The 26,404-nt window shown below is 73.3% G+C and carries 25 protein-coding genes; 6 read left to right on the top strand and 19 right to left on the bottom strand.

Annotated features, from left to right (window positions below; translation table 11 throughout):
- The first annotated feature begins 115 nt into the window (after positions 1 to 115).
- The 3 genes from ACY0MR_RS29920 (at position 116) to ACY0MR_RS29910 (ending at position 3,683) form a co-directional block, all read left to right on the top strand.
- Entirely contained in the window at positions 116 to 1,330 is a 1,215-nt protein-coding gene (locus tag ACY0MR_RS29920) for an MFS transporter (RefSeq protein WP_404084305.1), read from the top strand.
- A gap of 144 nt (positions 1,331 to 1,474) precedes the next feature.
- Positions 1,475 to 2,875, top strand: coding sequence for a uracil-xanthine permease family protein (locus ACY0MR_RS29915; RefSeq protein ID WP_473556359.1), 1,401 nt, complete (start codon positions 1,475 to 1,477; stop codon positions 2,873 to 2,875).
- Positions 2,876 to 2,948: 73 nt separating this feature from the next.
- The gene (locus ACY0MR_RS29910; RefSeq protein ID WP_473556357.1) at positions 2,949 to 3,683 is read left to right on the top strand and encodes a DUF5995 family protein; all 735 of its coding nucleotides are present in this window, start codon (positions 2,949 to 2,951) and stop codon (positions 3,681 to 3,683) included.
- A gap of 45 nt (positions 3,684 to 3,728) precedes the next feature.
- On the opposite strand, the gene ACY0MR_RS29905 is transcribed toward ACY0MR_RS29910, so the two are convergent.
- The gene (locus ACY0MR_RS29905) at positions 3,729 to 5,441 is read right to left on the bottom strand and encodes a flavin monoamine oxidase family protein (protein WP_388806388.1); all 1,713 of its coding nucleotides are present in this window, start codon (positions 5,439 to 5,441) and stop codon (positions 3,729 to 3,731) included.
- 64 nt (positions 5,442 to 5,505) lie between these two features.
- Positions 5,506 to 6,312, bottom strand: a complete 807-nt coding sequence (locus ACY0MR_RS29900) for a carbon-nitrogen hydrolase family protein (RefSeq protein ID WP_473556354.1) — start codon at positions 6,310 to 6,312, stop codon at positions 5,506 to 5,508.
- A gap of 278 nt (positions 6,313 to 6,590) precedes the next feature.
- Here ACY0MR_RS29900 and ACY0MR_RS29895 point away from each other — a divergent pair, with 278 nt between their 5' ends.
- Positions 6,591 to 7,148, top strand: coding sequence for a Repetin (locus ACY0MR_RS29895; protein ID WP_388806392.1), 558 nt, complete (start codon positions 6,591 to 6,593; stop codon positions 7,146 to 7,148).
- Positions 7,149 to 7,252: 104 nt separating this feature from the next.
- On the opposite strand, the gene ACY0MR_RS29890 is transcribed toward ACY0MR_RS29895, so the two are convergent.
- Both ACY0MR_RS29890 and ACY0MR_RS29885 read right to left on the bottom strand, forming a co-directional pair.
- A complete protein-coding gene (locus tag ACY0MR_RS29890) occupies positions 7,253 to 7,708 on the bottom strand; it encodes an Lrp/AsnC family transcriptional regulator (protein WP_015032260.1) in 456 nt (151 codons plus the stop codon).
- A 10-nt stretch (positions 7,709 to 7,718) separates the two neighbouring features.
- A complete protein-coding gene (locus ACY0MR_RS29885) occupies positions 7,719 to 9,206 on the bottom strand; it encodes an amino acid permease (RefSeq protein ID WP_388806394.1) in 1,488 nt (495 codons plus the stop codon).
- 346 nt (positions 9,207 to 9,552) lie between these two features.
- Here ACY0MR_RS29885 and ACY0MR_RS29880 point away from each other — a divergent pair, with 346 nt between their 5' ends.
- Positions 9,553 to 10,578, top strand: coding sequence for a GDSL-type esterase/lipase family protein (locus ACY0MR_RS29880; RefSeq protein WP_404084315.1), 1,026 nt, complete (start codon positions 9,553 to 9,555; stop codon positions 10,576 to 10,578).
- Here the strand turns inward: ACY0MR_RS29880 and ACY0MR_RS29875 are convergent.
- The 8 genes from ACY0MR_RS29875 to fmt form a co-directional block, all read right to left on the bottom strand.
- A complete protein-coding gene (locus ACY0MR_RS29875) occupies positions 10,520 to 11,074 on the bottom strand; it encodes a GNAT family N-acetyltransferase (protein WP_473556350.1) in 555 nt (184 codons plus the stop codon). The two genes, ACY0MR_RS29880 and ACY0MR_RS29875, sit on opposite strands and share 59 nt — an antisense overlap.
- A gap of 78 nt (positions 11,075 to 11,152) precedes the next feature.
- Positions 11,153 to 12,595 carry a GuaB1 family IMP dehydrogenase-related protein gene (locus tag ACY0MR_RS29870; protein ID WP_361855289.1) on the bottom strand — a complete coding sequence of 481 codons (1,443 nt, stop codon included), beginning with the start codon at positions 12,593 to 12,595 and terminating at the stop codon, positions 11,153 to 11,155.
- A gap of 105 nt (positions 12,596 to 12,700) precedes the next feature.
- Complete coding sequence (locus ACY0MR_RS29865) at positions 12,701 to 13,033, bottom strand: barstar family protein (protein WP_388806401.1); 333 nt, start codon at positions 13,031 to 13,033, stop codon at positions 12,701 to 12,703.
- Positions 13,023 to 13,463: a guanyl-specific ribonuclease gene (locus tag ACY0MR_RS29860; protein WP_388806403.1), complete on the bottom strand. Its 441-nt coding sequence runs from the start codon at positions 13,461 to 13,463 to the stop codon at positions 13,023 to 13,025. Before ACY0MR_RS29860 ends, ACY0MR_RS29865 begins: the two co-directional genes overlap by 11 nt.
- 64 nt (positions 13,464 to 13,527) lie before the next feature.
- The gene (locus ACY0MR_RS29855) at positions 13,528 to 14,544 is read right to left on the bottom strand and encodes a sugar-binding transcriptional regulator (protein ID WP_030316333.1); all 1,017 of its coding nucleotides are present in this window, start codon (positions 14,542 to 14,544) and stop codon (positions 13,528 to 13,530) included.
- A gap of 180 nt (positions 14,545 to 14,724) precedes the next feature.
- Positions 14,725 to 15,408, bottom strand: a complete 684-nt coding sequence (gene rpe, locus ACY0MR_RS29850) for a ribulose-phosphate 3-epimerase (RefSeq protein ID WP_361855298.1) — start codon at positions 15,406 to 15,408, stop codon at positions 14,725 to 14,727.
- A 183-nt stretch (positions 15,409 to 15,591) separates the two neighbouring features.
- Positions 15,592 to 17,004 carry an RsmB/NOP family class I SAM-dependent RNA methyltransferase gene (locus ACY0MR_RS29845; protein WP_404084321.1) on the bottom strand — a complete coding sequence of 471 codons (1,413 nt, stop codon included), beginning with the start codon at positions 17,002 to 17,004 and terminating at the stop codon, positions 15,592 to 15,594.
- A gap of 162 nt (positions 17,005 to 17,166) precedes the next feature.
- Complete coding sequence (fmt, locus tag ACY0MR_RS29840; protein WP_361854841.1) at positions 17,167 to 18,099, bottom strand: methionyl-tRNA formyltransferase; 933 nt, start codon at positions 18,097 to 18,099, stop codon at positions 17,167 to 17,169.
- A 226-nt stretch (positions 18,100 to 18,325) separates the two neighbouring features.
- Here fmt and ACY0MR_RS29835 point away from each other — a divergent pair, with 226 nt between their 5' ends.
- Positions 18,326 to 18,844, top strand: a complete 519-nt coding sequence (locus tag ACY0MR_RS29835) for a hypothetical protein (protein WP_388806409.1) — start codon at positions 18,326 to 18,328, stop codon at positions 18,842 to 18,844.
- A gap of 93 nt (positions 18,845 to 18,937) precedes the next feature.
- On the opposite strand, the gene ACY0MR_RS29830 is transcribed toward ACY0MR_RS29835, so the two are convergent.
- The 7 genes from ACY0MR_RS29830 to pyrF all read right to left on the bottom strand — a co-directional run bounded on the left by ACY0MR_RS29830 (position 18,938) and on the right by pyrF (position 26,404).
- Positions 18,938 to 21,076, bottom strand: a complete 2,139-nt coding sequence (locus ACY0MR_RS29830) for a primosomal protein N' (RefSeq protein WP_473556346.1) — start codon at positions 21,074 to 21,076, stop codon at positions 18,938 to 18,940.
- Between the two features lie 95 nt (positions 21,077 to 21,171).
- A complete protein-coding gene (gene metK, locus ACY0MR_RS29825; protein WP_361854832.1) occupies positions 21,172 to 22,380 on the bottom strand; it encodes a methionine adenosyltransferase in 1,209 nt (402 codons plus the stop codon).
- Between the two features lie 235 nt (positions 22,381 to 22,615).
- A complete protein-coding gene (coaBC, locus tag ACY0MR_RS29820) occupies positions 22,616 to 23,842 on the bottom strand; it encodes a bifunctional phosphopantothenoylcysteine decarboxylase/phosphopantothenate--cysteine ligase CoaBC (protein WP_392865473.1) in 1,227 nt (408 codons plus the stop codon).
- Between the two features lie 97 nt (positions 23,843 to 23,939).
- Positions 23,940 to 24,212 (bottom strand): DNA-directed RNA polymerase subunit omega, encoded by a 273-nt coding sequence (gene rpoZ, locus ACY0MR_RS29815; RefSeq protein ID WP_030316319.1) that lies wholly within the window; start codon positions 24,210 to 24,212, stop codon positions 23,940 to 23,942.
- Positions 24,213 to 24,281: 69 nt separating this feature from the next.
- Complete coding sequence (gmk, locus tag ACY0MR_RS29810; protein WP_361854825.1) at positions 24,282 to 24,854, bottom strand: guanylate kinase; 573 nt, start codon at positions 24,852 to 24,854, stop codon at positions 24,282 to 24,284.
- A gap of 73 nt (positions 24,855 to 24,927) precedes the next feature.
- Positions 24,928 to 25,251, bottom strand: coding sequence for an integration host factor (locus tag ACY0MR_RS29805; protein ID WP_030204477.1), 324 nt, complete (start codon positions 25,249 to 25,251; stop codon positions 24,928 to 24,930).
- A 331-nt stretch (positions 25,252 to 25,582) separates the two neighbouring features.
- On the bottom strand, positions 25,583 to 26,404 hold the full coding sequence (gene pyrF / locus ACY0MR_RS29800; protein WP_473561922.1) for an orotidine-5'-phosphate decarboxylase: 822 nt from the start codon (positions 26,402 to 26,404) through the stop codon (positions 25,583 to 25,585).

Genomic DNA, 26,404 nt, shown 5'->3' with positions numbered 1-26,404 from the left:
TCCTCTCAGACGCGTCCGGGTGCGGAGGACGTTCCGCGGTCTATTTATCAGGCAGGGTTCCTGATAGTTTACGGCCGCACCCGTTCGACGACACCACACCACCCAGGGAGGGCCCATGGCGGCGGAGACCGTCACCCGCACCGATCGCCTGCGGCGGGCACGCTTCGCCGTCGCCGCAGTCTTCTGCGTCCACGGCGCCGTGACCGGCAGCTTCGCCACCCGCATCCCCTGGATCCAGGAGCACGCGGGCGTGAGCGCGGGCCAGCTCGGGCTCGCGCTCGCCTTCCCCGCGCTCGGTGCCTCCCTCGCGATGCCGCTGGCCGGGGCCGTCTCGCACCGCCTCGGGGCCCGGACGGCGCTGCGCGGCCTGCTCGCCCTCTGGACCCTCGCCCTGACCCTGCCCTCGCTCGCCCCGAACGTCTGGGGCCTGTGCGCCGCCCTCTTCGTGTACGGCGCGACCGCCGGCATGTCCGACGTGGCGATGAACGCGCTGGGGGTCGAGACCGAGAACCGGCTCGGCAGGTCCATCATGTCGAGCCTGCACGGCATGTGGAGCGCCGGCGCCCTCATCGGGTCCGCCGCGGGCACGGTCGCCGCGCACCTGGGCGCCGACGCCCGGCTCCACCACCTGATCGCGGCCCTGGTGCTCACCGCCCTCGGCCTGGTCTTCTGCCAGGGCGTCCTGGACGTGCACAGCACCCCGGACGGGGAGGCGCCGCCCCGCTTCTCGCTGCCGCCCAAGTCCGCGCTGATCATCGGCGCGGTCGGCTTCTGCGCGGTCTTCGCGGAGGGCGCGAGCCTCGACTGGTCGGCCGTCTACCTCCGGGACGAGCTGGGCGGCTCGGCCGGGCTGGCGGCCGCCTCCACGACCGCCTTCGCGCTGACCATGACCGTCGCCCGGCTGGCCGGCGACCGGGTCGTGGACCGCTTCGGCGCGGTCCGCACGGTACGGGTGGGAGGCGCCGTCGCCACCCTCGGCGGGGTCATGGTCGTCGCCGCCCCGCACGCCGCCGTCGCCATGGCCGGTTTCGGCTTCATCGGCCTCGGGGTCGCGGTCGTCGTCCCGCTGGCCTTCGCGGCGGCCGGGCGCAGCGGCCCGAACCCGAGCCAGGCCATCGCGGGGGTCGCCACCATCACGTACACCTCGGGGCTCATCGCCCCCTCGGCGATCGGCGGCATCGCCGACGCGACCTCGCTGGTCTTCTCGTTCGGCCTGGTCACCCTGCTCGCCCTGGGGCTCGTCCTGGGCGCGGGCGTCCTCCGCTCCGGCGGGCGGGAGTCCGCGCCGGCGGAGGCCGCCCCGGAGCGGACCCCGGGCCCCGTCGGCTAGACGGCCCCTCAGCGGCCCCGGTCCGGACGGACGGCGCCGCCGGAGGCCGGGGCGCCCGTCCCCGGCCTCCGGCGGCGCATACCATGTGGCTGATCTTTTGCGGTCGCGACGCGGCCGCCTGAACCGTAGAACGGGAGCCACCTCATGAACCTCGGCGTGCGCTGGACCCTGCACGGCGACGGGAAGACACCCGCTCCCGGAGCCGTCGTCCGCCCGGACGAACGGCTCTCCTGGCCCCGCACGGTCGGCCTCGGCGCGCAGCACGTCGTGGCGATGTTCGGCGCCTCGTTCGTCGCCCCGGTCCTCATGGGCCTGGACCCCAACCTCGCGATCATGATGTCGGGATTCGCGACCGCGATCTTCCTGCTCGCGACCCGCGGCACGGTCCCCTCCTACCTGGGCTGCTCGCTCTCCTTCGTCGGCGTCGCCGCCGCCATCCGGGCCGCGGGCGGCACCAGCGCCACCGTGACGGGCGCGGTGTTCGTCGTCGGCGCGGTGCTCTTCCTCGCCGGTCTCGCGGTGCGGCGGTTCGGCGCGCGCATCATCCACGCGGCGATGCCGCCGATCGTGACCGGCGCCGTCGTGATGCTGATCGGCTTCAACCTGGCCCCGGTCACCGCGGCCACGTACTGGCCGCAGGACCAGTGGACGGCGCTCCTCACGATGCTGTTCACCGGCCTGGCCGTGGTGTGTCTGCGCGGCTTCTGGTCCCGCATCGCGATCTTCCTCGGCCTGATCTTCGGCTACGCCGTCTCGTGGATCTCCGACCTGGTCTTCGGCACGATCCACTCGATGTCCGCGAGCGGCGAGGTCACCGACCACTGGCGGCTCGACCTCTCCGCGGTCGGCCGGGCCGACTGGGTCGGACTGCCCTCGTTCCACGCCCCCAGCTTCGAGTGGTCCGCGATCCTCGTCGCGCTGCCCGTCGTCATCGCGCTGATCGCCGAGAACGCCGGACACGTGAAGGCCGTCGGCGAGATGACCGGCAAGCCGCTGGACGACCAGCTCGGCACCGCGATCGCCGCCGACGGCGCCGCCTCGATGCTGTCGACGGCCGTGGGCGGCCCGCCGAACACCACGTACTCGGAGAACATCGGCGTCATGGCCGCCACCCGGGTCTACTCCACGGCCGCCTACTGGGCCGCCGCCTGCTTCGCCCTCCTCTTCGGCCTCTGCCCGAAGTTCGGCGCGGTCGTCGCCGCCATCCCCGGCGGCGTCCTCGGCGGCATCACCGTCATCCTGTACGGCATGATCGGCCTGCTCGGGGCCCAGATCTGGATCAACGCCAAGGTCGACCTGCGCAACCCGCTCAACCTGGTCCCGGCGGCCGCGGGCATCATCATCGGCGTCGGCGGGGTGAAGCTGACCTTCACGGACACCTTCGAGCTGGGCGGCATCGCGCTCGGCACGATCGTGGTCATCACCGGCTACCACGTGCTGCGGGCCTTGGCCCCGGCCCACCTCAAGCAGCAGGAGCCGCTGCTGGACTCCGGCACCAGCTCGTACGAGAGCACGTCCGGGGACGAGCCGCCGTCGAAGAGCTGAGGGATTCGCCCGTTCTGGGGAAGCCGGGCCGGAGGAGTTCCCTCCCGGGCCCGGCGGCTGGGAGCCTGCCCGCATGGCGCAGACCCAGCAGATCGGGCAGAGCGAACAGACACGGCGGGTCGGGCGGCAGCCCGGCCCGTTCCTCGCGGTCGACCCCGTGGTGGACCGGATGCGGGCGTTCCGCGCGGCCTGGCATCCGGCCGACGGGGTCGCCGTCTTCAACCGGGTCTACCTCACCGTCACGGAGGAGATCGGCCACGCGATCGAGGCGGGCGGCTTCGCCGACCGGCGGGCCGCCGCCACCCTCGACGTGCGGTTCGCCGAGCGGTACCTGGCCGCGGTGGACGCGGCGGCCACCGGACTCCCCTCCCCCGCGTGCTGGCGGCCGCTGTTCCGCTACCGCCGCCATCCCGGGGTGCGGCCGCTGCAGTTCGCGCTGGCCGGGATCAACGCCCACATCGGCCACGACCTGGCGCTCGCGGTGGTCGACACCTGCCGGGTCCTGGAGTGCGCGCCCGCCGATCTGGAGGACGAGTTCGACCGGGTCGGCGACGTCCTGGTCCTCCTGGAGGAGCGCATCCGGGAGGAACTGATGCCGGGCCCGGACCTCCTGGAGGTCGCGGACCCGCTGACGCATCTGCTCGGCTGCTGGAGCCTCGACCGGGCCCGCGACGGGGCCTGGCTGGTGGCGCGCTCGCTGTGGCAGCTGCGCGGCCTGCCCGAGCTGGCCGAGGAGTTCACGGAACGCCTCGACCGCTCGGTGGGCCTGGTGGGGCGGATGCTCCTCACCCCCCTGACCATGCCCTGAGCACGCTCCGAACCGGCCGGGCCTCCACGGCCCCGGCCGGACGGCTCAGTCCTCCGGCAGCTCGACCGGGGCGATCTCGTCGTACACGTCGCCCGGACCGGGGTTCGTCCCGTCGGTGGCGCCGCCGAAGTGGTGCATCACGCCCCACACCGCGTTGAGCGCCGTCTGCACCGCGCCCTCGGCCCAGCCGGCCGTCCACGAGATGTCGTCGCCCGCGAGGAAGATGCCCCGCTTGTCCTCGGGCAGCCGGTCCTGCATGAAGTGCGTGAAGAGGCGCCGCTGGTAGCGGTAGTGACCGGGCAGGTTCGCCTTGAACGCGCCCATGAAGTAGGGCTCGTTCTCCCAGGAGACCGTCACCGGGTTGCCGATGATGTGCTTCCGGATGTCGACCTTCGGGTAGATCTCGCCCAGCGACTTCAGCATGACCTCCATCCGCTCGTTCGCGGACAGCGGCAGCCACTTCAGGCTGTCGTCGCACCAGGTGTACGAGAGGCAGATGGTGGCGGGCTTGTCCGGGCCGTCGTCCAGGAGGTACGTGCCGCGGGTCATCCGGTCGGTGAGCGTCATCGACATGACGTCCCGGCCGGTCGGGTTCCCCTCGTCGTCGACGGCCTTGTCCAGCCAGAACGGCCGGTCGACCGGGACGAACAGCTTCGAGCTCTCCATGTAGTGGGTGCGCTCGATCGCCGTCCAGTGGTCGATCGGGAAGAGCGAGTCGTCGCAGGCGATCTTGGAGAGCAGCATCCAGGACTGGGCGGTGAAGATCGCCGCCTGGAAGGTGCGGATGTCGCCGGAGGCGTCGGTGACGGTGATCCGGTTGCCGGCGGTCCGGTTCAGCCGGGTCACGGCCGGCTTCGGGGCGCCGTCGTGCAGGGAGCTGAGCGAGGTGCCCGGCGCCCAGTGGACGATCTTCTCCGGCTCGCGCTCCCACAGGCGCAGCGGCAGCTGCTGCGAGCCGCCGACGATGCCGCGGTGGTGGTCGTCGGCCTCGGTGTAGACGACGCGGAGGATCTCCAGGATGGAGTTGGGGAAGTCGGTGTCCCAGCCGCCGGTGCCGAAGCCGACCTGGCCGAAGATCTCGCGGTGCCGGAAGGACTTGAAGGACTCCGACTCGCAGAGGAAGCCGTAGAAGGTCTGGTTGTCGAGCTTCTCGACGAGCTTCGACCAGATCTCGCGGATGCGCGGGACGTCGCGCTCGCGCATGGCCTGGTTCATGTCGGAGAAGTCGGCGCCCTCGTCGAGGCAGGCGTTCCACGCGTTCATCACGTCGCGGTAGACCTGCGGGAGGTCGTCGACGGTGGTGGCGTAGTGCGACTCGCCCTTGAGGTCGACGACGGTCGAGGGGGTCGTCTCGGCCAGCGGGTTGGGGAACGGCGTGGTCTCCAGGCCGACGAGGTCGATGTAGTGCTGGAGCGCGGTCGACGAGGGCGGGAAGCGCATGGCGCCCATCTCGGCGGTGAGGCCCTCGGTGGCGGTGCCCTCGAAGCCCACGGTCCGCAGCCGGCCGCCGATCTGGTCGGCCTCGTACACGACGGGCTTGAGGCCCATCTTCATCAGCTCGTAGGCGGCGATGATGCCGGACAGGCCGCCGCCGATGACCGCGACCTCGGTGCCGTGCTCGGTCGCCGGTATCTGGCCGAGGCCGGCCGGGTGGGCCAGGAAGTCGTCGTAGGCGTACGGGAAGTCCGGCCCGAACATGGTGATCGGCGGCTGGCCGTCGCTGTGGGGGACGGCGGTCGTGGGCACCGTGGACGTCATGGGGTACGGACTCCTTGCACGGAAAAAGGGTGAGACTGGGCGACTGCGCGGGGCGGGGGGCGGCTCAGACGAGGGAGCCGTAGAGCCCCGGGCGCCGGTCGCGGAGGTAGGGGTTCTCCTCGCGGGAGGCCGCGAGGAAGGCGGGGTCGACATCGCCGAGGACGAGGTCCTCGCCGCGGCCGGCCCGGGCCCGGGCGGTGCCGTCGGGCCCCACGAGGGTGGAGAGGCCGACGAACTCGAAGTCGCCCTCGGGTCCGGTCCGGTTGGCGTACGCGATGTACAGCTGGTTCTCGAAGGCGCGGACCGGGAGCACGGACAGGGGCACGATCTCGGCGGGGTGCATGAGCGCGGTCGGCACGAGGAGGAGGTCCGTGCCGGCCAGCGCGTGCGCCCGTACGTTCTCGGGGAACTCGACGTCGTAGCAGATCATCATGCCGACGGTGAGTCCGCCGAGCTCGGCCTGGACGACGGGCCGGTCGCCGGGGGTGAACCAGGTCGTCTCGAATCCGCCGAAGAGGTGGGTCTTGCGGTAGTCGGCGAGCGGTTCGCCGTCGGCGCCGACGAGCCGCGCCGCGTTGTACAGGACGCCGTGCCGCTCGGTGTCGCGCTCCGGGTAGCCGTAGCCGACGGCGAGGCCGTGGCGGACCGCGACGGCCGCGACGGCGCGGGCGGACGGACCGTCGGCGGGCTCGGCCAGCCGCGCCATGTCGGCGCCGATGGCGTACCCCGTGAGGAAGAGCTCGGGGGCGAGCAGCAGGTCCGCTCCGGCGGCGGCGGCGCGGCCGGCCGCCTCGTCGAGGATCTTGAGGTTGGCGGCCACGTCACCGAGCTCACCGGAGTTCTGGAGCAGGGCGGTGCGCAGCGCGGGCATGCGTGATCCTCGGAGGTCGGAGTACAGGGGGAAGACGTCAAAAACGGTACGGTTTCGCGCTCGGTCGGGACAAGACGGCAGCGTTGCGGACCGACCGTCGAACCGTTGCGCGATCGACGGGTGCGGCGGCGATTCGTTGCGTACGGCTCCGCCCGGAGTCGGGGTCCGTCTCCGCCGCGCGGCGGAGGGGGAACCGTCCTGCGGCGCGACGCCGGGCGGCGGGCGCCGCGGAAGAGTGGTGGTCGTCCGGTTGACCTGCCGAAAGGACCGAAACGACCATGAACCGCCGCACGAAGACCGTCGCCGTCGCCGCCGCCGTCCTGCTCACGCTGGGAGCCGGAGGAATCGCCGTCGCCTCGGCGGACGTCGAGCAGGGGCACGGCCCGCGCGTGTCCCGGGAGGCGGCCGCGCTGACCGGCACGGCCAAGCTCTACCGGCCCGCCGGCGACGACATCACGTTCGCCTTCGACGCCCGTCTGGCGAAGAAGGACGTCAAGGACCCGCAGGCGGCCACGGGCACCTTCCGGTTCAGCCACTACAAGGACGGGAAGGGCGGCTACGCCGTGGCGAAGGTGGACTGCCTCGTCACCGGCGGCCGGGTCGCCGTGGTGACGGGCGTGGTCACGGAGACCGACCTGGACCACCTCCGGGGCAAGCGGGTCGGCGTCTCGGTGAACGACGACGGCCGGCGCGACCGGCTCGGCTACAGCTGGGTCGGCCGTGCGTCGGATCTCGAAGTGCCCCCGTGCCTGAGCTCGGCCCCGTTCGAGAAGGTGAAGGCCGGTACGGGTGACTTCCACGTGGTGCCGTGGAACGTCCCGTACCCGACCGAGTAGACCGCCCCACGGGGGTGGGCGGGCGGGGGCGGCGCGGGAACCACGGCCCGCGCCGCTCCTATCGCCCGGGGCCGCACGGCCCCGGACCCCCGAGCCGCCGGGCGCTACGCGGGCGAGCCCGAGGAGAAGCGCCGGAGCAGGGGCGACAGCACCAGGACGGACTTGGTGCGCTCCACGAAGGGCTCGCCCGCGATGCGTTCCAGGACCCGCTCGAAGTGGCGCATGTCCGAGGCGAAGACCTGGACGACGGCGTCCGCGTCGCCGGTGACGGTCGACGCGGACACCACCTCGGGATACCGCTCCAGACCCCGCCGGATGTCGTCCGGCGAGGTGTTGTGGCGACAGTAGATCTCGACGAAGCCCTCGGTCTCCCAGCCGAGCGCCGCCGGGTCCACCCGTACGGTGAATCCGGTGATGGCGCCCTCGGCCCGGAGCCGGTCCACGCGCCGCTTCACGGCGGGGGCGGAGAGGCCGACGAGCGAGCCGATGTCGGCGTAGCTGCGGCGGGCGTCCTCCGCGAGGGCGTGGACGATGCGTTCGTCGAGGTCGTTGAGTCGCACTACGGGTGGATCACTTCTCTGCTGAGGTCTCTGCCACGGCCGGCGCGGAGGCCAGCCGGGAGCGGCGCATGCCGTACAGGAAGTAGAACACGAGGCCCGCCGCCATCCAGCAACCGAAGACCACCCAGGTGACCGCGTCGAGGCTGAACATGTTGTAGACGCAGAACAGGAAGCCCAGGACGGGGAAGGTCCAGCCGAGCGGCACGCGGAAGGTGCGGTCCATCGTCGGGCGGGTGCGGCGCAGCACGATGACCGCGATGTTGACCAGGGCGAAGGCGAACAGGGTGCCGATGCTGGTGGCGTCGACGAGCTTGCCCAGCGGGATGACGGAGGCGAGGGCGCCGCAGAACAGCGACACGATGACGGTGTTGATGCGGGGGGTGCCGGTCTTGGCGTTGACCTTGCCGAAGGCCTTGGGCACGAGACCGTCGCGGGACATCGCGAAGAGCACGCGGGTCTGGCCGTAGAGGACGGTGAGCACGACGCTGGCGATCGAGATGACGGCGCCGGCGGCGAGCAGGGTGCCCCAGAACTTCTGGCCGCTGACGTCGTTCATGATCGCGGCGAGGGTGGCCTCGGAACCGTCGAAGTCCTTCCAGTTCCACGCGCCGACGGCGACGGCCGCGACCAGGACGTAGAGGACCGTGACGATCAGCAGCGAGAGCATGATCGCGCGGGGCAGGTCGCGCTTCGGGTCCTTGGCCTCCTCGCCGGCGGTGGAGGCGGCGTCGAAGCCGATGTACGAGAAGAAGAGGCTGGCTCCGGCGGCGCTGACGCCCGCCATGCCGAGCGGCATGAAGTCCTCGTAGTTGCCGGACTTGAAGCCCATGAAGCCGATGGCGCAGAAGAGCACCAGCGCGGCGATCTTCACGAAGACCATGATGGTGTTGACGACGGCGGACTCGCGGGCGCCGCCGAGCAGGAAGACCATCGCGAGCAGGACGACGATCAGGCCCGGCAGGTTGATGAAACCGCCCTCGCCGGGGGCCGAGGAGACCGCCGCCGGGAGCGTGACGCCGATCGTGCCGTCGAGGAGTTCGTTGAGGTACTCGCCCCAGCCGACGGCCACGGCGGCGACCGAGACGCCGTACTCCAGGACCAGGCACCAGCCGCAGACCCAGGCGACGAGTTCACCCATCGTTGCGTACGCGTACGAGTACGAGGAGCCCGCGACCGGTATGGAGCCGGCCAGCTCGGCGTAGGAGAGCGCGGAGAAGAGCGCCGTCAGACCGGCGATGACGAAGGCGACGGTGACCGCCGGGCCGGCCTTCGGAACGGCGTCGCCGAGGACGACGAAGATGCCGGTGCCCAGCGTGGCGCCAATGCTGATCATGGTCAGCTGCCACATGGAGAGCGAGCGGCGGAGACTGCCACCCTCACCCTGTCCACCCTCTGCGACCAGCTGTTCCACCGGCTTGCGCCGGGTCAGTGCGCCGAGAGCGGAGGTCTTGCGGGTGGTCGATTCCTCGACCGGTGGGGCTGCGCCGTGGTCCAGCACTGCGGAGGCTCCTTATCGCTGCCTGTCGTCGTGACGCGGGGACCGCAGCGGTACGCGGGCATCACCGAAGACGCCCACGGGGGAGGGGAACCGCCGAGCAGACGGTCCACGCCACTCCTGGTACGAGGCACGAGCCTAAGGGTCAGAGGTTCGCACTCGTAATGCAGGGTTGTTGCGCACTGCCGGATGATCATTGCGCGCTGGGATCGCAGACGGGGAAACATTGCGCTCCCCCGCATGAATCCACCCATTGGGGGCAGGTGAACCACCTCCCTCGCGCATTGACTCCTCGGGCCCCATGACCCACGCTGCGAGGGCTCCACGACCCCCTCGATCGGAGGCCCCGGTGGGCTGGCTCGACCCGGCGCCCTTCCTGCGCGGCACGGCCTGGCTGGACGGGAACAGGCCGGTCCGCGCCGACCCCGACGACCTCGGGCGACTGCCGTGGGACATCGCCGAGCGGGCCGCGCTGCCCATCGGCGTACGGCTGGAGTTCACCGCCGCCCCCGGCACGCGCGCGGTGCGGCTGCGCTACCGGGCGGCCGTCCCGGAGGCCGACGACCCGCTCGCCGGGCTCCGCCACTGCTTCGCCCTGTGGAGCGGTACGCGGCTCGTCGGCGAGGCCTGCGCCGCCCCGGCCGCCGAGGCCACCGTGACGCTCCCGCTGCCCCCCGGAGGCGGCGTCTTCACCGTCCACCTCCCCGAGGGACAGGCACCGGTGCCGCTCGCCCTCCAGCCCCTCGGCGGGGCGCTGTCCCCCGCCCCCGCCCAGCCCCGCTGGCTGGTCCACGGCGACTCGATCACCGAGGGCTGGTGGTCGACCCGCCCCGCGCACTCCTGGCCCGCCACGGCGGGCCGGCTGCTGGGGCTGGACGCGGTGAACCTCGGGTTCGCGGGAGGGGCGCGCGGCGAACTGCCGCTCGCGGAGCATCTGGCGCGGCTGCCCGGCGAGGTGATCACCCTGGCGTTCGGCACCAACTGCTGGTCGACGGTCCCGGCGACGGCCGAGTGGCTCTACGCCACCGTCCGGGCCTTCGTGGGCCTGGTGCGCCGGGGCCACCCGGAGACCCCGCTGCTGCTCGTCTCGCCCGTGCTGCGCCCGGAGGCGGAGCACACCCGCAACGCCCTCGGAGCGACCCTCACGGAGCTGCGGCGGGCGATGGAGCGGGCCGGCCGGGACCTGGCGGCGGAGGGCGACGGGCACCTGCTGCTCCTCCCGGGGCGGCCGCTGCTCGACGCGGAGGACCTCGCGGACGGCCTGCACCCCAACGACCGCGGCCACGCCAGGATCGCGGCGGCCGTCGTGGAGGCCCTCAGCGGCGTCCTGGACGGGGCGCGGCCCGCCGGGCGTCCGCTTCCTCCAGGGTCCTGACGAGGAAGGTGCAGGCGTCGGCGTCGGCGTGCGTCCGGCCCTCCGGGTCGGTCCAGGTCCAGCGGTCCGTGTAGGCGACGACCGGCGTGTAGCCGAGCCGGGCGTAGAGCGCCGCCGCCCGGGGGTTGCCGTGTCCCACACCGAGCCCCAGGACGGTCCCGCCGCGCTCGCGCACCAGCGCCTCGGCCGCGCGGACCAGGGCCGTGCCGATGCCCTGCCCGCGGAGCCCCTCCCGGACGTCGAGGCCGTTGAACTCCGGGCACTCCCCCACCGCGGCCCGTACCTCCGGGGCCGCGCAGCCGTCCCAGCGGACCTGCCCGTGGCCGACGGGCACCCCGTCCCGCCAGGCGAGGAGGTACGTGCCCGCCCCGGCCTCCTGGCGGGCGAACCGGTCCGCGTGCCGGGTCGGCGCCCCGGGCGCGGGAAGGTGCCGGTCGAGCAGGGGCAGGTCGGCGGCGCGGCAGGGCCGGATCTCGGTACGGTCCACAGGGTCCATGCGGTGACCGTACGGGACGGCGGCGGGCCCCCGGGAGGGAGTTCCCGGGGGCCCGCACCTGTCACCGAACGCTCGGGACTAGCTCCAGCTGGCGTGCAGCGGCTTGCCCTCGGCGTAGCCCGCGGCGGACTGGATGCCGATCACGGCCTTCTCCTCGAACTCGGCGAGCGAGCCGGCACCGGCGTAGGTGCAGGAGGAGCGGACGCCCGCGATGATCGAGTCGATCAGGTCCTCGACGCCCGGCCGGGCCGGGTCGAGGAACATGCGCGAGGTGGAGATGCCCTCCTCGAAGAGGCCCTTGCGGGCGCGGTCGTAGGCCGACTCCTCGCTCGTGCGGTTCTGCACGGCGCGGGCCGAGGCCATGCCGAAGGACTCCTTGTAGGGGCGGCCGTCGGCGGTGTGCTGGAGGTCGCCCGGGGACTCGTACGTCCCGGCGAACCAGGAGCCGATCATCACGTTCGACGCGCCGGCGGCGAGCGCCATGGCGACATCGCGCGGGTGCCGGACGCCGCCGTCGGCCCAGACGTGCTTGCCGAACTTCGCGGCCTCGGCGGCGCACTCCAGGACGGCGGAGAACTGCGGGCGGCCGACGCCGGTCATCATGCGCGTGGTGCACATGGCGCCGGGGCCCACGCCGACCTTGATGATGTCCGCGCCGGCCTCGATGAGGTCGCGCACGCCCTCGGCGGCGACGATGTTGCCCGCGACGATCGGGACGTGCGGGTCGAGGGCGCGCACGGCCTTGATCGCGGCGATCATCGACTCCTGGTGGCCGTGCGCCGTGTCGATGACGAGCGTGTCGACGCCCGCGTCGAGGAGCTGCTTGGCCTTGCCCGTGAAGTCGCCGTTGATGCCGACGGCGGCGGCGATGCGCAGCTTGCCCTCGGCGTCGGTGGCGGGGGTGTACAGGGTCGCGCGGAGCGCGCCCTTGCGGGTCAGGATGCCGACCAGGCGGCCGTCCTTGTCCACGGCCGGGGCGTAGCGGCGGTTCGCGTGGTCGAGGGTGTTGAACGCGTCGCGCGGCTCGATGTCGGCGTCGAGGAGGAGCAGGTCCTTCGACATGACCTCGGAGAGCCGGGTGAAGCGGTCCACGCCGGTCAGGTCGGCGTCGGTGACGACACCGACCGGGCGGCGGTCCTCGTCGACGACGACGCCGGCGTCGTGGGCCCGCTTGGGCAGCAGCGACAGCGCGTCGGCGACGGTCTGGTGGGGGGCGAGGACGATCGGGGTGTCGAGCACGTGGTGGCGGCTCTTGACCCACGAGATCACGTCGGTGACGACCTCGATCGGGATGTCCTGCGGGATGACGACCAGTCCGCCCCGGCGGGCGACGGTCTCGGCCATGCGACGGCCGGCGATGGCGGTCATGTTGGCCACGACCAGCGGGATCGTGGTGCCGGTTCCGTCCGGCGAGGAGAGGTCCACCGCCTGGCGGGAACCGACGGCCGAGCGGCTCGGCACCATGAACACATCGTCGTACGTCAGGTCGTAGGGCGGCTTGACGTCATTGAGGAAACGCACGTGCTGACATCCCAGTCGTTCGGATCGGCCCCTAGGCATTTCAGCCAGGGGAAAAAGCACGTAGTTCATTGTCCCACGCCTGTACGAATACCAGCCCCGGGCGAATCATCCGAGGCTTGCGGCAGGGGGTTCGTGGGATCCTCCGAAGGCCTGCCCCAGGGAGAGGAGGACCGCGAGGCGGGTGGGGCGCTCGTCCACGGCTGCGGCGAAGACGTCCTGGGCGGTCCGCCAGTCGCGCGGGTGTCTCCCGGCGTACTCCCGCCAGCCCGTGACGACGAGCGTGACCGGCTCGGGCAGGTCGGACAGGCAGTCGGCGAGGGCGTCCCAGTTGCGGCCGAACCAGTCGGGCAGGGCGAGGGCCGCGGCGCACCGGTCCATGAGTCCGGCCTTGTCCGTGACGCCGGTCAGGTCGAGGACGACGGGTTCGTCAATCCCCATCCGTGATCACCTCCCGGAAACTCGCGTAGTGGTCGTCGGTCCAGTAGATCTCGCCTTCCCGGCCGGTGACGATCCGACGCGCCCCCCGGTCGCGCTCCCCCGGGGTCTTCACCGTGAACTCGCGGTAGTACCCGCGCGGCTCGCGGGGCAGCAGCCGTTCGAAGTTGGAGAAGACGGCGCCGTCCTTGGCGTACGGGAAGGGGCCGCCGCGGGCGATGAGGTCCAGCGTCCGGCGTGCCTCGGGCGGCAGGTCGGCGGCCCGGACGGCGGGCAGTCCGGAGTCCCCGGTGGGGGCGGGCGCCTCGGCGGTGGCGCCGGCGCTGGTGCGGGCGGGCGCGGCCGGTGCGGCACCGCCGCCCGACGTGGAGCACCCGGCCAGGAGGACGCAGAGGAGGAGCGCGAGGAGCATGCGCGAGGGCCGGAGCGACATGTCCCGCAACCTACCGGCACGGGACGCTCCGGCCCTCGAACGACCCGGAACGCCGGGTCCTCGTTCAGACGCCGTCGGGGTCCGTCCGGTCGAGCGCCGGGTGGGTGCCCGGGCTGGACTCGGTGAGCAGGTAGTCCGCCGCGGCGCGGTCGGTGACCAGGCTCGTGACGAGGCCGGAGCGGAGCACCGCGCCGATCGCCGCCGCCTTGCGCTGGCCGCCGGCGATGGCCACGACCTCGGGGATCCGGCGCAGCCGGTCGGCCTCGACGGTGATGCAGCGCTCGCCCAGGTCGCGTCCGACCCGGCGGCCCTCGGCGTCGAAGAGGTGCGCGGACATCTCGGCGGCGACGCCGAGCGAGGCGTAGTGGGCGCGCTCCTCGTCCGAGAGCATGTCGTGGACGGTGGAGATGCCCGGCTCCCAGGAGCCGATGGAGACGCAGGCGACGGTCACCTTGTCGAAGTACTCGAAGGCCCGCGCGATGCCGGTCTGGCTGCGCAGCGCGGCCGCGGTCGCCGGGTCGGGCAGCAGCATGGGCGCGTAGATCGGGTGGGCCTCGCCGCCGGAGACCTGGGCGGCGCGGCGGACGGCCTCGACGGAGCCGCGCTCGGCGGTCCCGGCGTCGTACACGCCGGTGAGCTGGACGACGGTGCACGGGGGCAGCCGGTCGAGCGCCGCCGCCATGTGGATCGTGGAGCGGCCCCAGGCGAGGCCCAGGACGTCGCCCTCGGTGACCAGCTCGCCGAGCAGGTCGGCCGCGACCTCGCCGAGGTTCTCCGGGTCGGGCGACTCGTCCTCGCCCTCCGCCGGGGACTCGACGACGACGGCGTGGCGGAGCCCGTAGCGGGCGCGGAGCGCGTCGGAGCGCTCGGCGTCCAGCTCGGCCGGTACGCGGATCTCGATGCGGACGAGATCGCGCTCCAGGGCGGTCTCCAGGACCCGGGCCACCTTGAAGCGGCTCACGCCGAACTCCTCGGCGATCTGGATCTTGGACTTGCCCTCGAGGTAGAAGCGACGGGCCATGGCCGCCGCCTGCACCAGCTCCGCGGGGCCCATCCGCAGGGCTGACCGTCCCGCCGACATACCCGCCACCGCGATCTCCTCACCTGTTCTCGTACCGCTGTTCACGTACCGACGTCCACGTCACGCCGTTCGCGTGCCGTTGTCGTTCACACTCTGGACTCGCCGTCCATCCTGTCAGATACGGCGGGCCTTGATCAGTCCCGTCGACGACCCGACGGACCGCGTTCACCGACCGGAGGCTCAGTGGCCACACGCCCACGGGGCGGTGGCCGTGACGGCCTCCGCCCGGGCCCGCAGCGAGGCGACGGCGGCCGCGGGGTCGGCCGCGCCGTAGACCGCGGAACCGGCCACGAAGACGTCCGCACCGGCCTCGGCGCACCGCTCGATGGTGGACTCGGCGACCCCGCCGTCGACCTGGAGCCACAGCTCCAGACCGTGCTTGGAGATCAGCTCCCGGGTGCGGCGGATCTTGGGCAGCATGATGTCGAGGAAGGCCTGGCCGCCGAAGCCGGGCTCGACGGTCATGATCAGCAGCATGTCGAGCTCGGGGAGCAGGTCCTCGAACGGCTCGATGGGCGTGGCCGGCTTGAGCGCCATCGACGCGCGCGCGCCCTTGGCCCGGATCTCCCGCGCGAGCCGGACGGGCGCGGCGGCCGCCTCGACGTGGAAGGTGACCGAACCGGCGCCCGCCTCGACGTACTGGGGCGCCCAGCGGTCGGGGTCCTCGATCATCAGGTGGCAGTCGAGCGGGGTGTCGGTCGCACGGGCGAGCGACTCCACGATCGGCACACCGAGGGTCAGGTTGGGCACGAAGTGGTTGTCCATCACGTCGACGTGGAGCCAGTCGGCCCCCTCGACGGCCCGCGCCTCATCGGCGAGCCGGGCGAAGTCCGCGGACAGGATGCTGGGGTTGATCTGCGCCATGTGCCAAGCCTCCCACGTTCTTGGGTACTTCTTTGCCGCCGAGCGGTTTCGGATCCGGTCCAGACCATTTTCGGTGCGAAGCGACGAGTCGGGACCGGATCAGACCGGGAGATTACGGTCAGGTGATCGAAGGGTCGGCGGAGCCCGGCGTCACGCCGTGCGGCGGATCGGCGGAGCCCGGCTTCACGCCGTACGGCGGACGAGGGCGAGGTACATGGCGTCCGTGCCGTGCAGATGCGGCCAGAGCTGGACGTCGGGACCGTCGCCGAGCGCCGGCACCCCGGGCATCAGCGGGCGGGCGTCGATCAGCTCGGCGCCGCCGACCTTCTTCAGGACGTCGTCGACGACCACCCGCGTCTCGGCCAGGTGCGGCGAGCAGGTCGCGTACCCGACGACCCCGCCGACGCGGACCGCGGCGAGCGCCTCCGTGAGCAGGGCCCGCTGGAGGGGCGCGAAGCCGTCCAGGTCCTCGGGGCGCCGCCGCCACCGCGCCTCGGGCCGGCGGCGGAGCGCGCCGAGACCCGAGCAGGGGACGTCCATGAGGACGCGGTCGAAGGAGCCGGGGCGCCACGGCGGCCGGGTGCCGTCGGCGGCGATCACCTGGTACGGGCCGGGGTTCCCGGCGAGGGCGCGCTCGACGAGGCGCGCGCGGTGCGGCTGCTTCTCCGAGGCGAGCAGGGCGGCCCCCCGCTCGGAGGCGAGGGCCGCCAGGAGCGCGGCCTTGCCGCCGGGGCCCGCGCAGCCGTCGAGCCAGCGGGTGTCCGGGCCGTCGAGCGGCGCGGCCGCGAGGGCGAGCGCCACGAGCTGGCTGCCCTCGTCCTGCACGCCGGCCCGGCCCTCCTTGACCGCCTCGATGGCGCCGGGCTCGCCGCCCTCGGCCATCCGGACGGCGTAGGGGGACCAGCGGCCCGGCAGGGTCTCGGTGGCCTCGGCGAGCTCGGTGGTGGTCGAGCGGCCGGGGCGGGCCACGAGGGTGACCTCGGGGCGCTCGTTGTCGGCCTCCAGGAGGTCCTCGATCCCGGCGCGGCCGCCGCCCAGCGCGTCCCAGAGCGCCGAGACGACCCAGCGGGGGTGCGAGTGGACGACCGCCAGGTGGTCCTCGGGGTCCGCGTCGTACGGCGGGGCGACCTGGGCCACCCAGGCGTCCAGGTCCTGCTGCGAGATCTTCCGCAGGACCGCGTTCACGAACTTGGCCCGCCCGTCACCGAGCACGACCCGTGCCAGCTCGACGCTGGCGGAGACGGCGGCGTGGGTGGGGATCCGGGTGCCGAGCAGCTGGTGGGCGCCGAGCGACAGCACGTCGAGCACCGGCGGGTCGACCTCGCGGAGCGGCCGGTCGATGCAGGCCGCGATGATCGCGTCGTACGTGCCCTGGCGGCGCAGCGTCCCGTACACCAGCTCCGTGGCGAGCGCCGCGTCCCGGCCGTCGAAGCTCCCGCCCTCACGGGCCTTCTTGAGCAGCGGCGGCAGCACCAGGTTCGCGTAGGCGTCGCGCTCGTCCACCGCCCTCAGCGCCTCGAAGGCGAGCATCCGGACGGGGTCCTTCTGGGGCCGCCGGTAGGGCTTGTGGGGACGGCGACGTGCCTGCTCGCTCAAAGGTGCTCCGCGTGACGAAATGAGGGGTCGAACCACCTCAGCGTACGTCCGTCGGCGCCAGCCGGGGAAAACGCCCCCGGCGGACCGTCCGGGCCCCGCCGGCGGCCGGCCCGACCCCGCGGCCGTGCCGCCGGTCCCGCCGCGGCGGGACCGGCGGCGCCGTCAGACGCCGAGGCGCTCGCCCTCGGCGATCCGCACGCCGCGGGCCCAGTCCGCGGCCTTCATCGGCTTCTTGCCCTGGGGCTGGACCCAGAGGAGCTCCACGGCGTACGAGCCGGTGCCCGCGTACACGTTGTTCTTCCCCACGGCGAGCTGCCCCGGGGCGAGCTCGGTGCGGTCGGGCAGCGGGGCGACCTGGATCAGCTTGAGGCGCTCGCCCCGGAAGACGGTCCAGGCGCCGGGGGCCGGGGTGCAGCCGCGGACCACGCGGTCCACCCGCAGGGCGGGGGCGGCGAAGTCGACGTGGGCGTCCTCCACCTGGATCTTCGGGGCGAGGGTGATCCCCTCGACCGGCTGCGGGACGGCCTGGAGCGCGCCGTCCTCGATGCCGTCCATGGTCGCGGCGAGCAGCCCGGCACCCGCGAAGGCGAGCCGGGTGAGCAGGTCGCCGCTGGTGTCGGTCGGCCGGATGTCCTCGGTGACCACGCCGTAGACCGGTCCGGAGTCCAGGCCCTCCTCGATGAGGAAGGTCGACGCGCCCGTCACCTCGTCGCCCGCCATCAGCGAGTGCTGCACGGGCGCGGCGCCGCGCCAGGCCGGCAGCAGCGAGAAGTGCAGGTTGACCCAGCCCCGGGCGGGGATGTCCAGGGCCACCTTGGGCAGCAGGGCGCCGTAGGCGACGACCGGGCAGCAGTCGGGGGCGATCTCCCGCAGCCGGGCCAGGAACTCCTCGTCCCGCGGCCGGGCCGGCTTGAGGACCTCGATGCCCGCCTCCTCCGCCCGCTGGGCCACCGGGCTCGCGACCAGCCGCCGGCCGCGTCCCGCCGGGGCGTCCGGGCGGGTGACGACGGCGGCCACCTCGTGCCGGCCGGAGGCGAGCAGGGCGTCCAGGGCGGGAACGGCGACCTCGGGGGTGCCTGCGAAGACGAGCTTCATGGGTGGCGACTGCCTGTCTCTCCGGGGGCTTTACGGGCAGCGCACCAGTCTAGGCGTCCCCGGCGGAGGGGGCGTACGGAAGGACGAGCGCCCCGCGCATATGCGTGTACGCCCCCGCAGCGTGACCCAACCCCGGGTGGCGCGTTGGTCAAGAGAGATTGACCGAATCGGGTCGCCGTTCCCCCCTGCGGCCCTTCCCCTACATGCCGGTTCGAGAGGCTTTCACATGGCCGACCACGCCACCCACGACGCCCAGGCTCGGGCGAGTCTGCACCTGCTGGTGCGGGACATCGAGCGGGTCCGGCGGCAGGTGGACGCACTGCGCACGCTCACGGCCCAGCTGGGCAATGTCTACCGCCCTCGCCGCTCCGGCCCGTCCACGGGCTTCGTCGTCTACGGGCGGGCCCCCGCCCCCACCGTCCGTCTCGCCCAGGAGCTGCGGGACAGCGTCGAGACCCTGGTGACCGCCGCGGTCGACTTCGACCGCTCGCTCGGCTTCTCCTGGGACGCGGTGGGCTCCGCCCTCGGCGTCACCAAGCAGGCCGTCCACCGCCGTTACGGTGCCCGGCGCGCCCCCCAGCCGGGCGTCGGCGTCGACCAGGACCCCATCGTGGAGCCGAGCGCGCCCCGCCCCCTGCCCTCGGTGCCGGCCGCCCGCTCGATGCCCCCGCAGCCGACCTCGGGCAGCGCCGCGCTCCGCGAGGAGCCGCGCCCCTCGGCCTTCCCCGGCCCGCGCAACGGCTGATCCGCGCACGCCCCCGGGCCGCCCGTCCCCCACCGGGGCGGGCGGCCCTCGCCGTCCCTGGGCGGGGCGGACACGCTGCCGCGCCCCCGCCGCTCAGCCGATGTCCGGGGGATCCACCCGGATCCGTACGGGGTCGCCGCCGCCCCGCGTCAGCCGGCTCGCCCGGGCCTGCTTGAGCGCGGCCGCCAGGGCCGCACCGCTGCCCGGCGGGACCCGCACCAGCGCCCGTTCCCACTGCTCCCCCGGCGGCGGGTCGCCCGGTCTGCGGGGTCCGCCGGGGCGGACCACCGGCAGCGGCACCGGCCCGAGGACCTCGGCGTCGGAGGGCAGCCCGGCCGCCGCGAGGAGGCCTTCGACGGCCTCCGGCGGACCGGTGACCGCCGCCATCCGGGAGACCGGCGGAAAGCCCAGCTCGGCCCGCTCGGCCAGCTCGCGCTGGGCGTGCCCGACCGGGTCCCAGCGGACCAGCGCCTGGACGGGCCGGAGCGTCGGCTCGGCGACCACGACCACGGTGCCGCCCTCGGGCTGGCCCCGGACGAGCGAGGCCGCGTCGATCCAGCGGCGCAGGGCCTCCTCGCCCGCGCGCAGGTCCGGACGGCCGAGCATCGCCCAGCCGTCGAGGAGCAGCGCGGCCGCGTAGCCGCCCTCGGCGACCGGCTCCGCGCCGGGAGTGGAGACGACGAGCGCGGGGCGCCCGGGCACGGTGTCGAGGACGTGGTCGCGGCCGGAGGTCCTGACCGGCACCGCGGGGAAGGCCCGGCCCAGCTCCTCCGCCGTCCGGCGTGCGCCGACGACCTGGGCCCGCAGTCTGGTCGAGCCGCACTCGACGCAGTGCCAGTCGCCCGCTCCGCGCCCGCACCAGCCGCAGCGCAACTCCTGCTGCTCTGGGGCCTCCAAGGGCCCGGCGCAGCGCCGGCAGCGGGCGGGCGTCCGGCACCGCTCGCAGGCGAGCCGCGGTACGTACCCCCGGCGGGGCACCTGGACCAGGACCGGGCCCGTCTTGAGCCCCTCGCGGACGGTCTGCCAGGCCAGCGAGGGCAGCCGGGCGGCCCGGGCGGCCTCGTCGCGGGCCAGTTCGCCGTCGCCCACGGTGCGGATCAGCGGGGCCGCCCTGCGCACCTGCTCCCGTCCGGCGAACAGCCCCTTGGCCCAGCCGGACTCGACGAGCTGGGCGGCCTCGACGGTGCAGGCGGTGCTGCCGAGCAGGAAGCCGCAGCGGTCGTGGGCGGCGCGGAGCAGCAGCACCTCGCGCGCGTGCGGCTGCGGGGCGTGCGGCTCGCTGTGGCTTCCGTCGCCGTCGTCCCAGAGGGCGACCAGCCCGAGGTCCCGTACGGGGGCGAACATCGCGGCCCGGGTGCCGACGACGGCGCGGACGGCGCCGCGCCGCACGGCGAGCCACTGCGCGTACCGCTTCTCGGGGCCGGCGTCGGCGGTGAGCAGGGCGTGCCGCCCCTCCCCCAGGACGGCGGTCAGGGCCGCGTCGACCCGGCCCGCGGCGCGGCCGTCGGGCACGACGACGAGGGCGCCCCGGCCGGACGCCAGGGTGGCGGCGACGGCGCGGGCGATCTCCTCGGCCCAGTGCGGTCCCGGCAGGGCGTTCCACACGGCCCGTGGCGTCCCGCCGCGGGCGAGGGAGTCGAGGAACGCGGGCCCCCGCTCGTACCGCGTCCAGCTCGCCGGTTCCGGCGCGGCGGGCGGTGGCAGCGGCTCCGGCGAGGGCCGCCCCTCGGCGCGGGCGCTGCGCGGCGGCACGGCCAGCTGGAGCACGTCGGCGAGGCTCCCGGCGTACCGGTCGGCGACGGCGCGGGCGAGCCCGAGGAGGTCCGGGCCGAGGACCGGCTCCGGGGAGACCACGTCGGCGAGCGCGGCGAGCGGTCCCGAGTAGTCGGAGGTGGCCCGGCGCTCGACGAGGAAGCCGTCGATGAGCCGCCCGCCCTCCCGGCGCCCGTTCTTGACCTGGTGGGCCCCCGCGCCGAAGCGCACCCGGACCCTGACACCGGGCCGGGCCGCCTCGTCCAGCTCCTCGGGGACCGCGTAGTCGAAGAACTGGTCGAGGTGGAGCGATCCCTTGTTGACGACGACCCGGGCGACGGGCAGCTCCTTGGCCAGCGCGGCACCGCGCCAGGTCCGCGGCTTGGCCCGCGGCACCTTCGCCGTCCGCACGGTCTCCCGGATGAGCGCGAGCTGCTCGGGCTCATGGGCCGCGCCGGGACTCTCCTTCTCGCTGCTCACAGCCTCATACCTACCAGACGCCACCGACAGCCGGGCAGGCCGAAGCCCGGTGCCCCCGCGGGGGTACCGGGCTTCGGCGCGGTGCGACGGGTGCGCTACAGGCCGGCGGCCTGCTTCAGGGCGTCCACGCGGTCGGTGCGCTCCCAGGTGAAGTCCGGCAGCTCGCGGCCGAAGTGGCCGTAGGCGGCGGTCTGGGAGTAGATCGGGCGGAGCAGGTCGAGGTCGCGGATGATCGCGGCCGGGCGGAGGTCGAAGACCTCGGCGATGGCGTTCTCGATCTTCTCGTTGTCGACGGTGTTGGTGCCGAAGGTCTCGACGAAGAGACCCACGGGCTCGGCCTTGCCGATCGCGTAGGCGACCTGGACCTCGCAGCGCGCGGCGAGGCCGGCGGCGACGACGTTCTTGGCGACCCAGCGCATGGCGTACGCGGCCGAGCGGTCGACCTTGGACGGGTCCTTGCCCGAGAAGGCGCCTCCGCCGTGGCGGGCCATGCCGCCGTAGGTGTCGATGATGATCTTGCGGCCGGTGAGGCCGGCGTCGCCCATCGGGCCGCCGATCTCGAAGCGGCCGGTCGGGTTCACCAGGAGGCGGTAGCCGTCGGTGTCGAGCTTGATGCCGTCCTCGACGAGCTGCTTGAGCACGTGCTCGACGACGAACTCGCGGATGTCGGGCGCGAGCAGCGACTCCAGGTCGATGTCGGACGCGTGCTGCGAGGAGACGACGACCGTGTCGAGGCGGACGGCCTTGTCGCCGTCGTACTCGATGGTGACCTGGGTCTTGCCGTCGGGGCGCAGGTACGGGATGGTCCCGTTCTTGCGGACCTCGGTCAGCCGGCGGGACAGCCGGTGCGCGATGTGGATCGGCAGCGGCATCAGCTCGGGGGTCTCGTCCGAGGCGTAGCCGAACATCAGGCCCTGGTCGCCGGCGCCCTGCTTGTCCAGCTCGTCCTCGTCGCCCTCGACCCGCTGCTCGTAGGCGGTGTCCACGCCCTGGGCGATGTCCGCGGACTGAGATCCGATGGACACCGACACGCCGCAGGAGGCGCCGTCGAAGCCCTTCTTCGAGGAGTCGTAGCCGATCTCGAGGATCTTGTTCCGTACGAGGGTCGGAATGTCCGCCCACGCCTTGGTGGTCACCTCGCCGGCGACGTGCACGAGGCCGGTCGTGATCAGGGTCTCGACGGCGACGCGGGAGGTGGGGTCCTCCCGGAGCAGCGCGTCGAGGATGGTGTCGCTGATCTGGTCAGCGATCTTGTCGGGGTGTCCCTCGGTGACGGACTCCGAGGTGAACAGACGACGGGACACAACGCTCCCTGGGGTTGCAGCGGCTGCTGGCTCTTCGTTGACGGACCGGCAGGGGGCTGCGCCCCAAGACGTTCCGCGGACAGTCTATCGGTCGTGGTCGCGGGATGGACCAGGTGTCTCGCCTGGCGAATGCCCTGAGCGGGTGATTCCTGCCCCTTCCCGGCGGACGAACGCCCTGATGGGGCGTACGTCACACGCCTCGCGCTGGATTCCTGGTCCGCTCGGGTGAGATGCGTCAGGTCGCGGGGCGCAGCCGGGGCAGGACCAGGTCCCAGACGGTCTCGGCGAGCGCCTCCTTCGGACCGTACGGTACGGGGGTCTCGGCGCCGTCCGCGGCGAGCACCACGGCCTCGTTCTCCTCGGAGCCGAAGGTCTTGCGCTCCCCCACCTCGTTGACGACGAGGAGGTCGCAGCCCTTGCGGCGGAGCTTCTCGCGGCCGTGGGCGAGGACGTCGTCCGTCTCGGCGGCGAAGCCGACGACCACCTGGCCGGGCAGGGCGCGGTCGGCGGAGATCTCGGCGAGGATGTCGGGGTTGCGGACGAGTTCCACGGTGGGGGCGCCGCCGTCGTCCTTCTTCTTGATCTTCCCGGTGGCGTAGACGGCCGGCCGGAAGTCGGCCACGGCGGCCGCCATGACCACGGCGTCGGCGTCGGCGACGGCCTTGAGGACGGCCTCCCGGAGCTGGACGGCGGTGCCGACGTGGACGACGTCGACGCCGGCCGGGTCGGGGATGCCGGTGTTCGCCTCGACGAGGGTGACCCGGGCGCCCCGGGCGGCGGCCGCCCGCGCGAGCGCGTAGCCCTGCTTGCCCGAGGAGCGGTTGCCGAGGTAGCGGACGGGGTCGAGGGGCTCGCGGGTGCCGCCGGCGCTGACCACCACGTGGCGGCCGGCGAGGTCGGGGGCGGCCGTGCCGCCGGTGAGGGCGTGCCGGTTCAGGACGCGGCGGCAGATCTCGAAGATCTCCGCCGGGTCGGGGAGCCGGCCCTTGCCGGTGTCGACGCCGGTGAGGCGGCCGACGGCGGGCTCGATGACGACGGCCCCGCGGCGCCGGAGCGTCGCCACGTTCTCCTGGGTCGCCGGGTGCTCCCACATCTCGGTGTGCATGGCGGGGGCGAAGACGACGGGACAGCGTGCGGTGAGCAGGGTGTTGGTGAGGAGGTCGTCGGCGAGGCCGTGGGCGGCCTTGGCCAGCATGTCGGCGGTGGCCGGGGCGACCACGACGAGGTCGGCGGCCTGGCCGATGCGGACGTGCGGCACCTCGTGGACGCTGTCCCACACCTCGGTCGAGACGGGGTGGCCGGAGAGCGCGGACCAGGTGGCGGCGCCGACGAAGTGGAGGGCGGAGTCGGTGGGGACGACGCGGACGTCGTGGCCCGACTCGGCGAGCCGCCGCAGCAGCTCGCAGGCCTTGTAAGCGGCGATGCCGCCGCTGACCCCCAGAACGACCTTCGGCTTGGTCACCACTGCCACTCCCCGCACTCGGTTGCCTACGACTCCATGAGACACCACAGGCCCGGCGGATGTTCCGCCGGGCCTGTGGTGCAGGAACGTGCCGTGCTTACGTGGCCGGGCCCTCGATGGCCTCGGACGTGAGCAGACCCGCGTTGATCTCGCGCAGGGCGATCGAGAGCGGCTTCTCGTGGACGTGGGTGTCGACCAGCGGACCCACGTACTCCAGCAGGCCCTCGCCGAGCTGGGAGTAGTACGCGTTGATCTGACGCGCGCGCTTGGCCGCGTAGATCACGAGGCTGTACTTCGAGTCCGTGGCCTCGAGCAGCTCGTCGATCGGCGGGTTGATGATGCCCTCGGGCGCGGTGATGGAAGAGGACACGCTCTACCTTCCGAAGATGGAAAAAGGATCGGACAGCCGGTGGGTGTCCGGGGGGGGGGAAACAGTGGGTCATTCCCCAGAAGTCAACAGCATCAACGTTAGCAGCTCACGCGCGACGTCCTCGACGGAGGTGTTGACGAGCGTGGTGTCGAACTCCGCCTCGGCGGCCAGCTCGACCTTCGCGGCGGCGAGGCGGCGCTCGATGACCTCGGGCGACTCGGTGCCGCGGCCGGTGAGGCGGCGGACCAGTTCCTCCCAGCTCGGCGGGGCGAGGAAGACCAGCTGGGACTCGGACATCGAGTCCTTCACCTGGCGGGCGCCCTGGAGGTCGATCTCCAGGAGCACCGGCTCCCCCGCGTCGAGGCGGTCGAGGACCGCGCGCCGCGGGGTGCCGTAGCGGTTGCCCGCGAACTCGGCCCATTCGAGGAGCTCACCGTTGGCGATCAGCTTGTCGAACTCGTCGTCCGTCACGAAGAAGTAGTGGACGCCGTGCTTCTCGCCGGGGCGGGGCTTCCGTGTCGTCGCCGACACCGAGAGCCAGACCTCGGGGTGGACCTTGCGCATATGAGCGACGACCGTGCTCTTGCCGACCCCGGAGGGGCCGGAGAGCACGGTCAGCCGCGGACGTACCTCTGCTGCCATGCAGCGATTATTCCAGCTTCACCGGGGTGCCCGGGACGCGTGTCCCGGATCGGAAGCCGGACCGGCACCCGGATCAGGCGCCGGTGCTGCCGAACTCGCGCTCCAGGGAGGCGATCTGGTTGGAACCGAGACCGCGCACGCGGCGGCTCTCGGAGATGCCGAGGCGCTCCATGATCTGCTTGGCGCGGACCTTGCCCACGCCCGGCAGGGACTCGAGAAGGGCGGAGACCTTCATCTTGCCGATGACGTCGTTCTCCTGGCCGGTCTTGATGACCTCGTGGAGGGAGGCGCCGGAGTGCTTGAGTCGATTCTTGACCTCGGCCCGCTCCCGGCGAGCCGCGGCGGCCTTTTCGAGCGCGGCTGCGCGCTGTTCAGGGGTAAGGGGCGGAAGAGCCACGCCTACGTCACCTCGGATGTCGATCTGTCGGATACGGACCGGTGAGGAACCTCGCGCCCCACACCAGTGGAGCAACGCTCAACGAAGTGGCCGTTGAACGCCTGCTCTGCCCCGGAGACTAGCGGCCGAGACCGCTCCAGTCAGCGAGAACGAAGGAAAAGTCCTGGTCAGCATCGACCGACCGGGACTTTTCCGGCATATCGACCCGGTTTTGAGCCAAGTTTTCGTCAAGGAGCGGGACGGCCCGGCGGGACGGGTCGTCCCACCGGGCCGTGACACCGCCCGCATCGGGGTCGATCCGCTCCGACCTGCGGAGAGACCCCGGAGCCCGTCAGCCGCCGACGGCCGCGCGGATCTCGTCCGCGTACCGGTGCGCCGCGTCCCGCAGGGCGGCCGCGTCCGGACCGTGCCGCAGGACACCGCGGCTGACGTTCGGGACGACGTTGCCGACGGCCGCGCCGAAGACGGCGGGGAGATCGGCCGGGGTCGCGCCCTGGGCGCCGATGCCGGGGGCGAGCAGCGGACCGTTGATGTCCAGCGCGAACGAGGACAGGTCGCCGAGGGTGGCGCCGACCACCGCGCCGAAGGAGCCCATCGGGGTCTCGCCCGCGTTCTCCGCGGCCAGGTGGCCGAGCATGGTCGCGGCGATCGTGCGGCCGGCCGGGTCGTCGGTGCGCACGGCCCGCTGCACCTCGGCGCCCTCCGGGTTGGAGGTCAGGGCGAGCACGAAGAGGCCGGCCCCGGACTCGCGCGCCAGGTCGACGGCCGGCTTCAGGGAGCCGTAGCCCAGGTACGGGGAGACCGTGAGCGCGTCGGAGAACAGCGGGGAGTCCTCGCGCAGGTACGTCTCGGCGTACGCGGCCATGGTGGAGCCGATGTCGCCGCGCTTGGCGTCCATGACGACCAGGCCGCCCGCCGCGCGCAGATCGGCGACGGCGCGCTCCAGGACGGCGATCCCGCGCGAGCCGAAGCGCTCGAAGAAGGCGGACTGCGGCTTGAAGACGGCGACGGTGTCCGCGAGCGCCTCGACCACCGTGAAGGTGAAGCGCTCGAGACCGGCGACGTCGTCGGTCAGCCCCCACGAGGCGAGGAGGGCGGCGTGCGGGTCGATGCCGACGCAGAGCGGGCCGCGCTCGTCCATGGCGGAGCGCAG

It is taken from the genome of Streptomyces sp. JN8, from assembly GCF_055808075.1.
The sequence above is the reverse complement of the archived record's forward strand: the minus strand, read 5'-3'. Positions and strand labels throughout refer to the sequence as shown.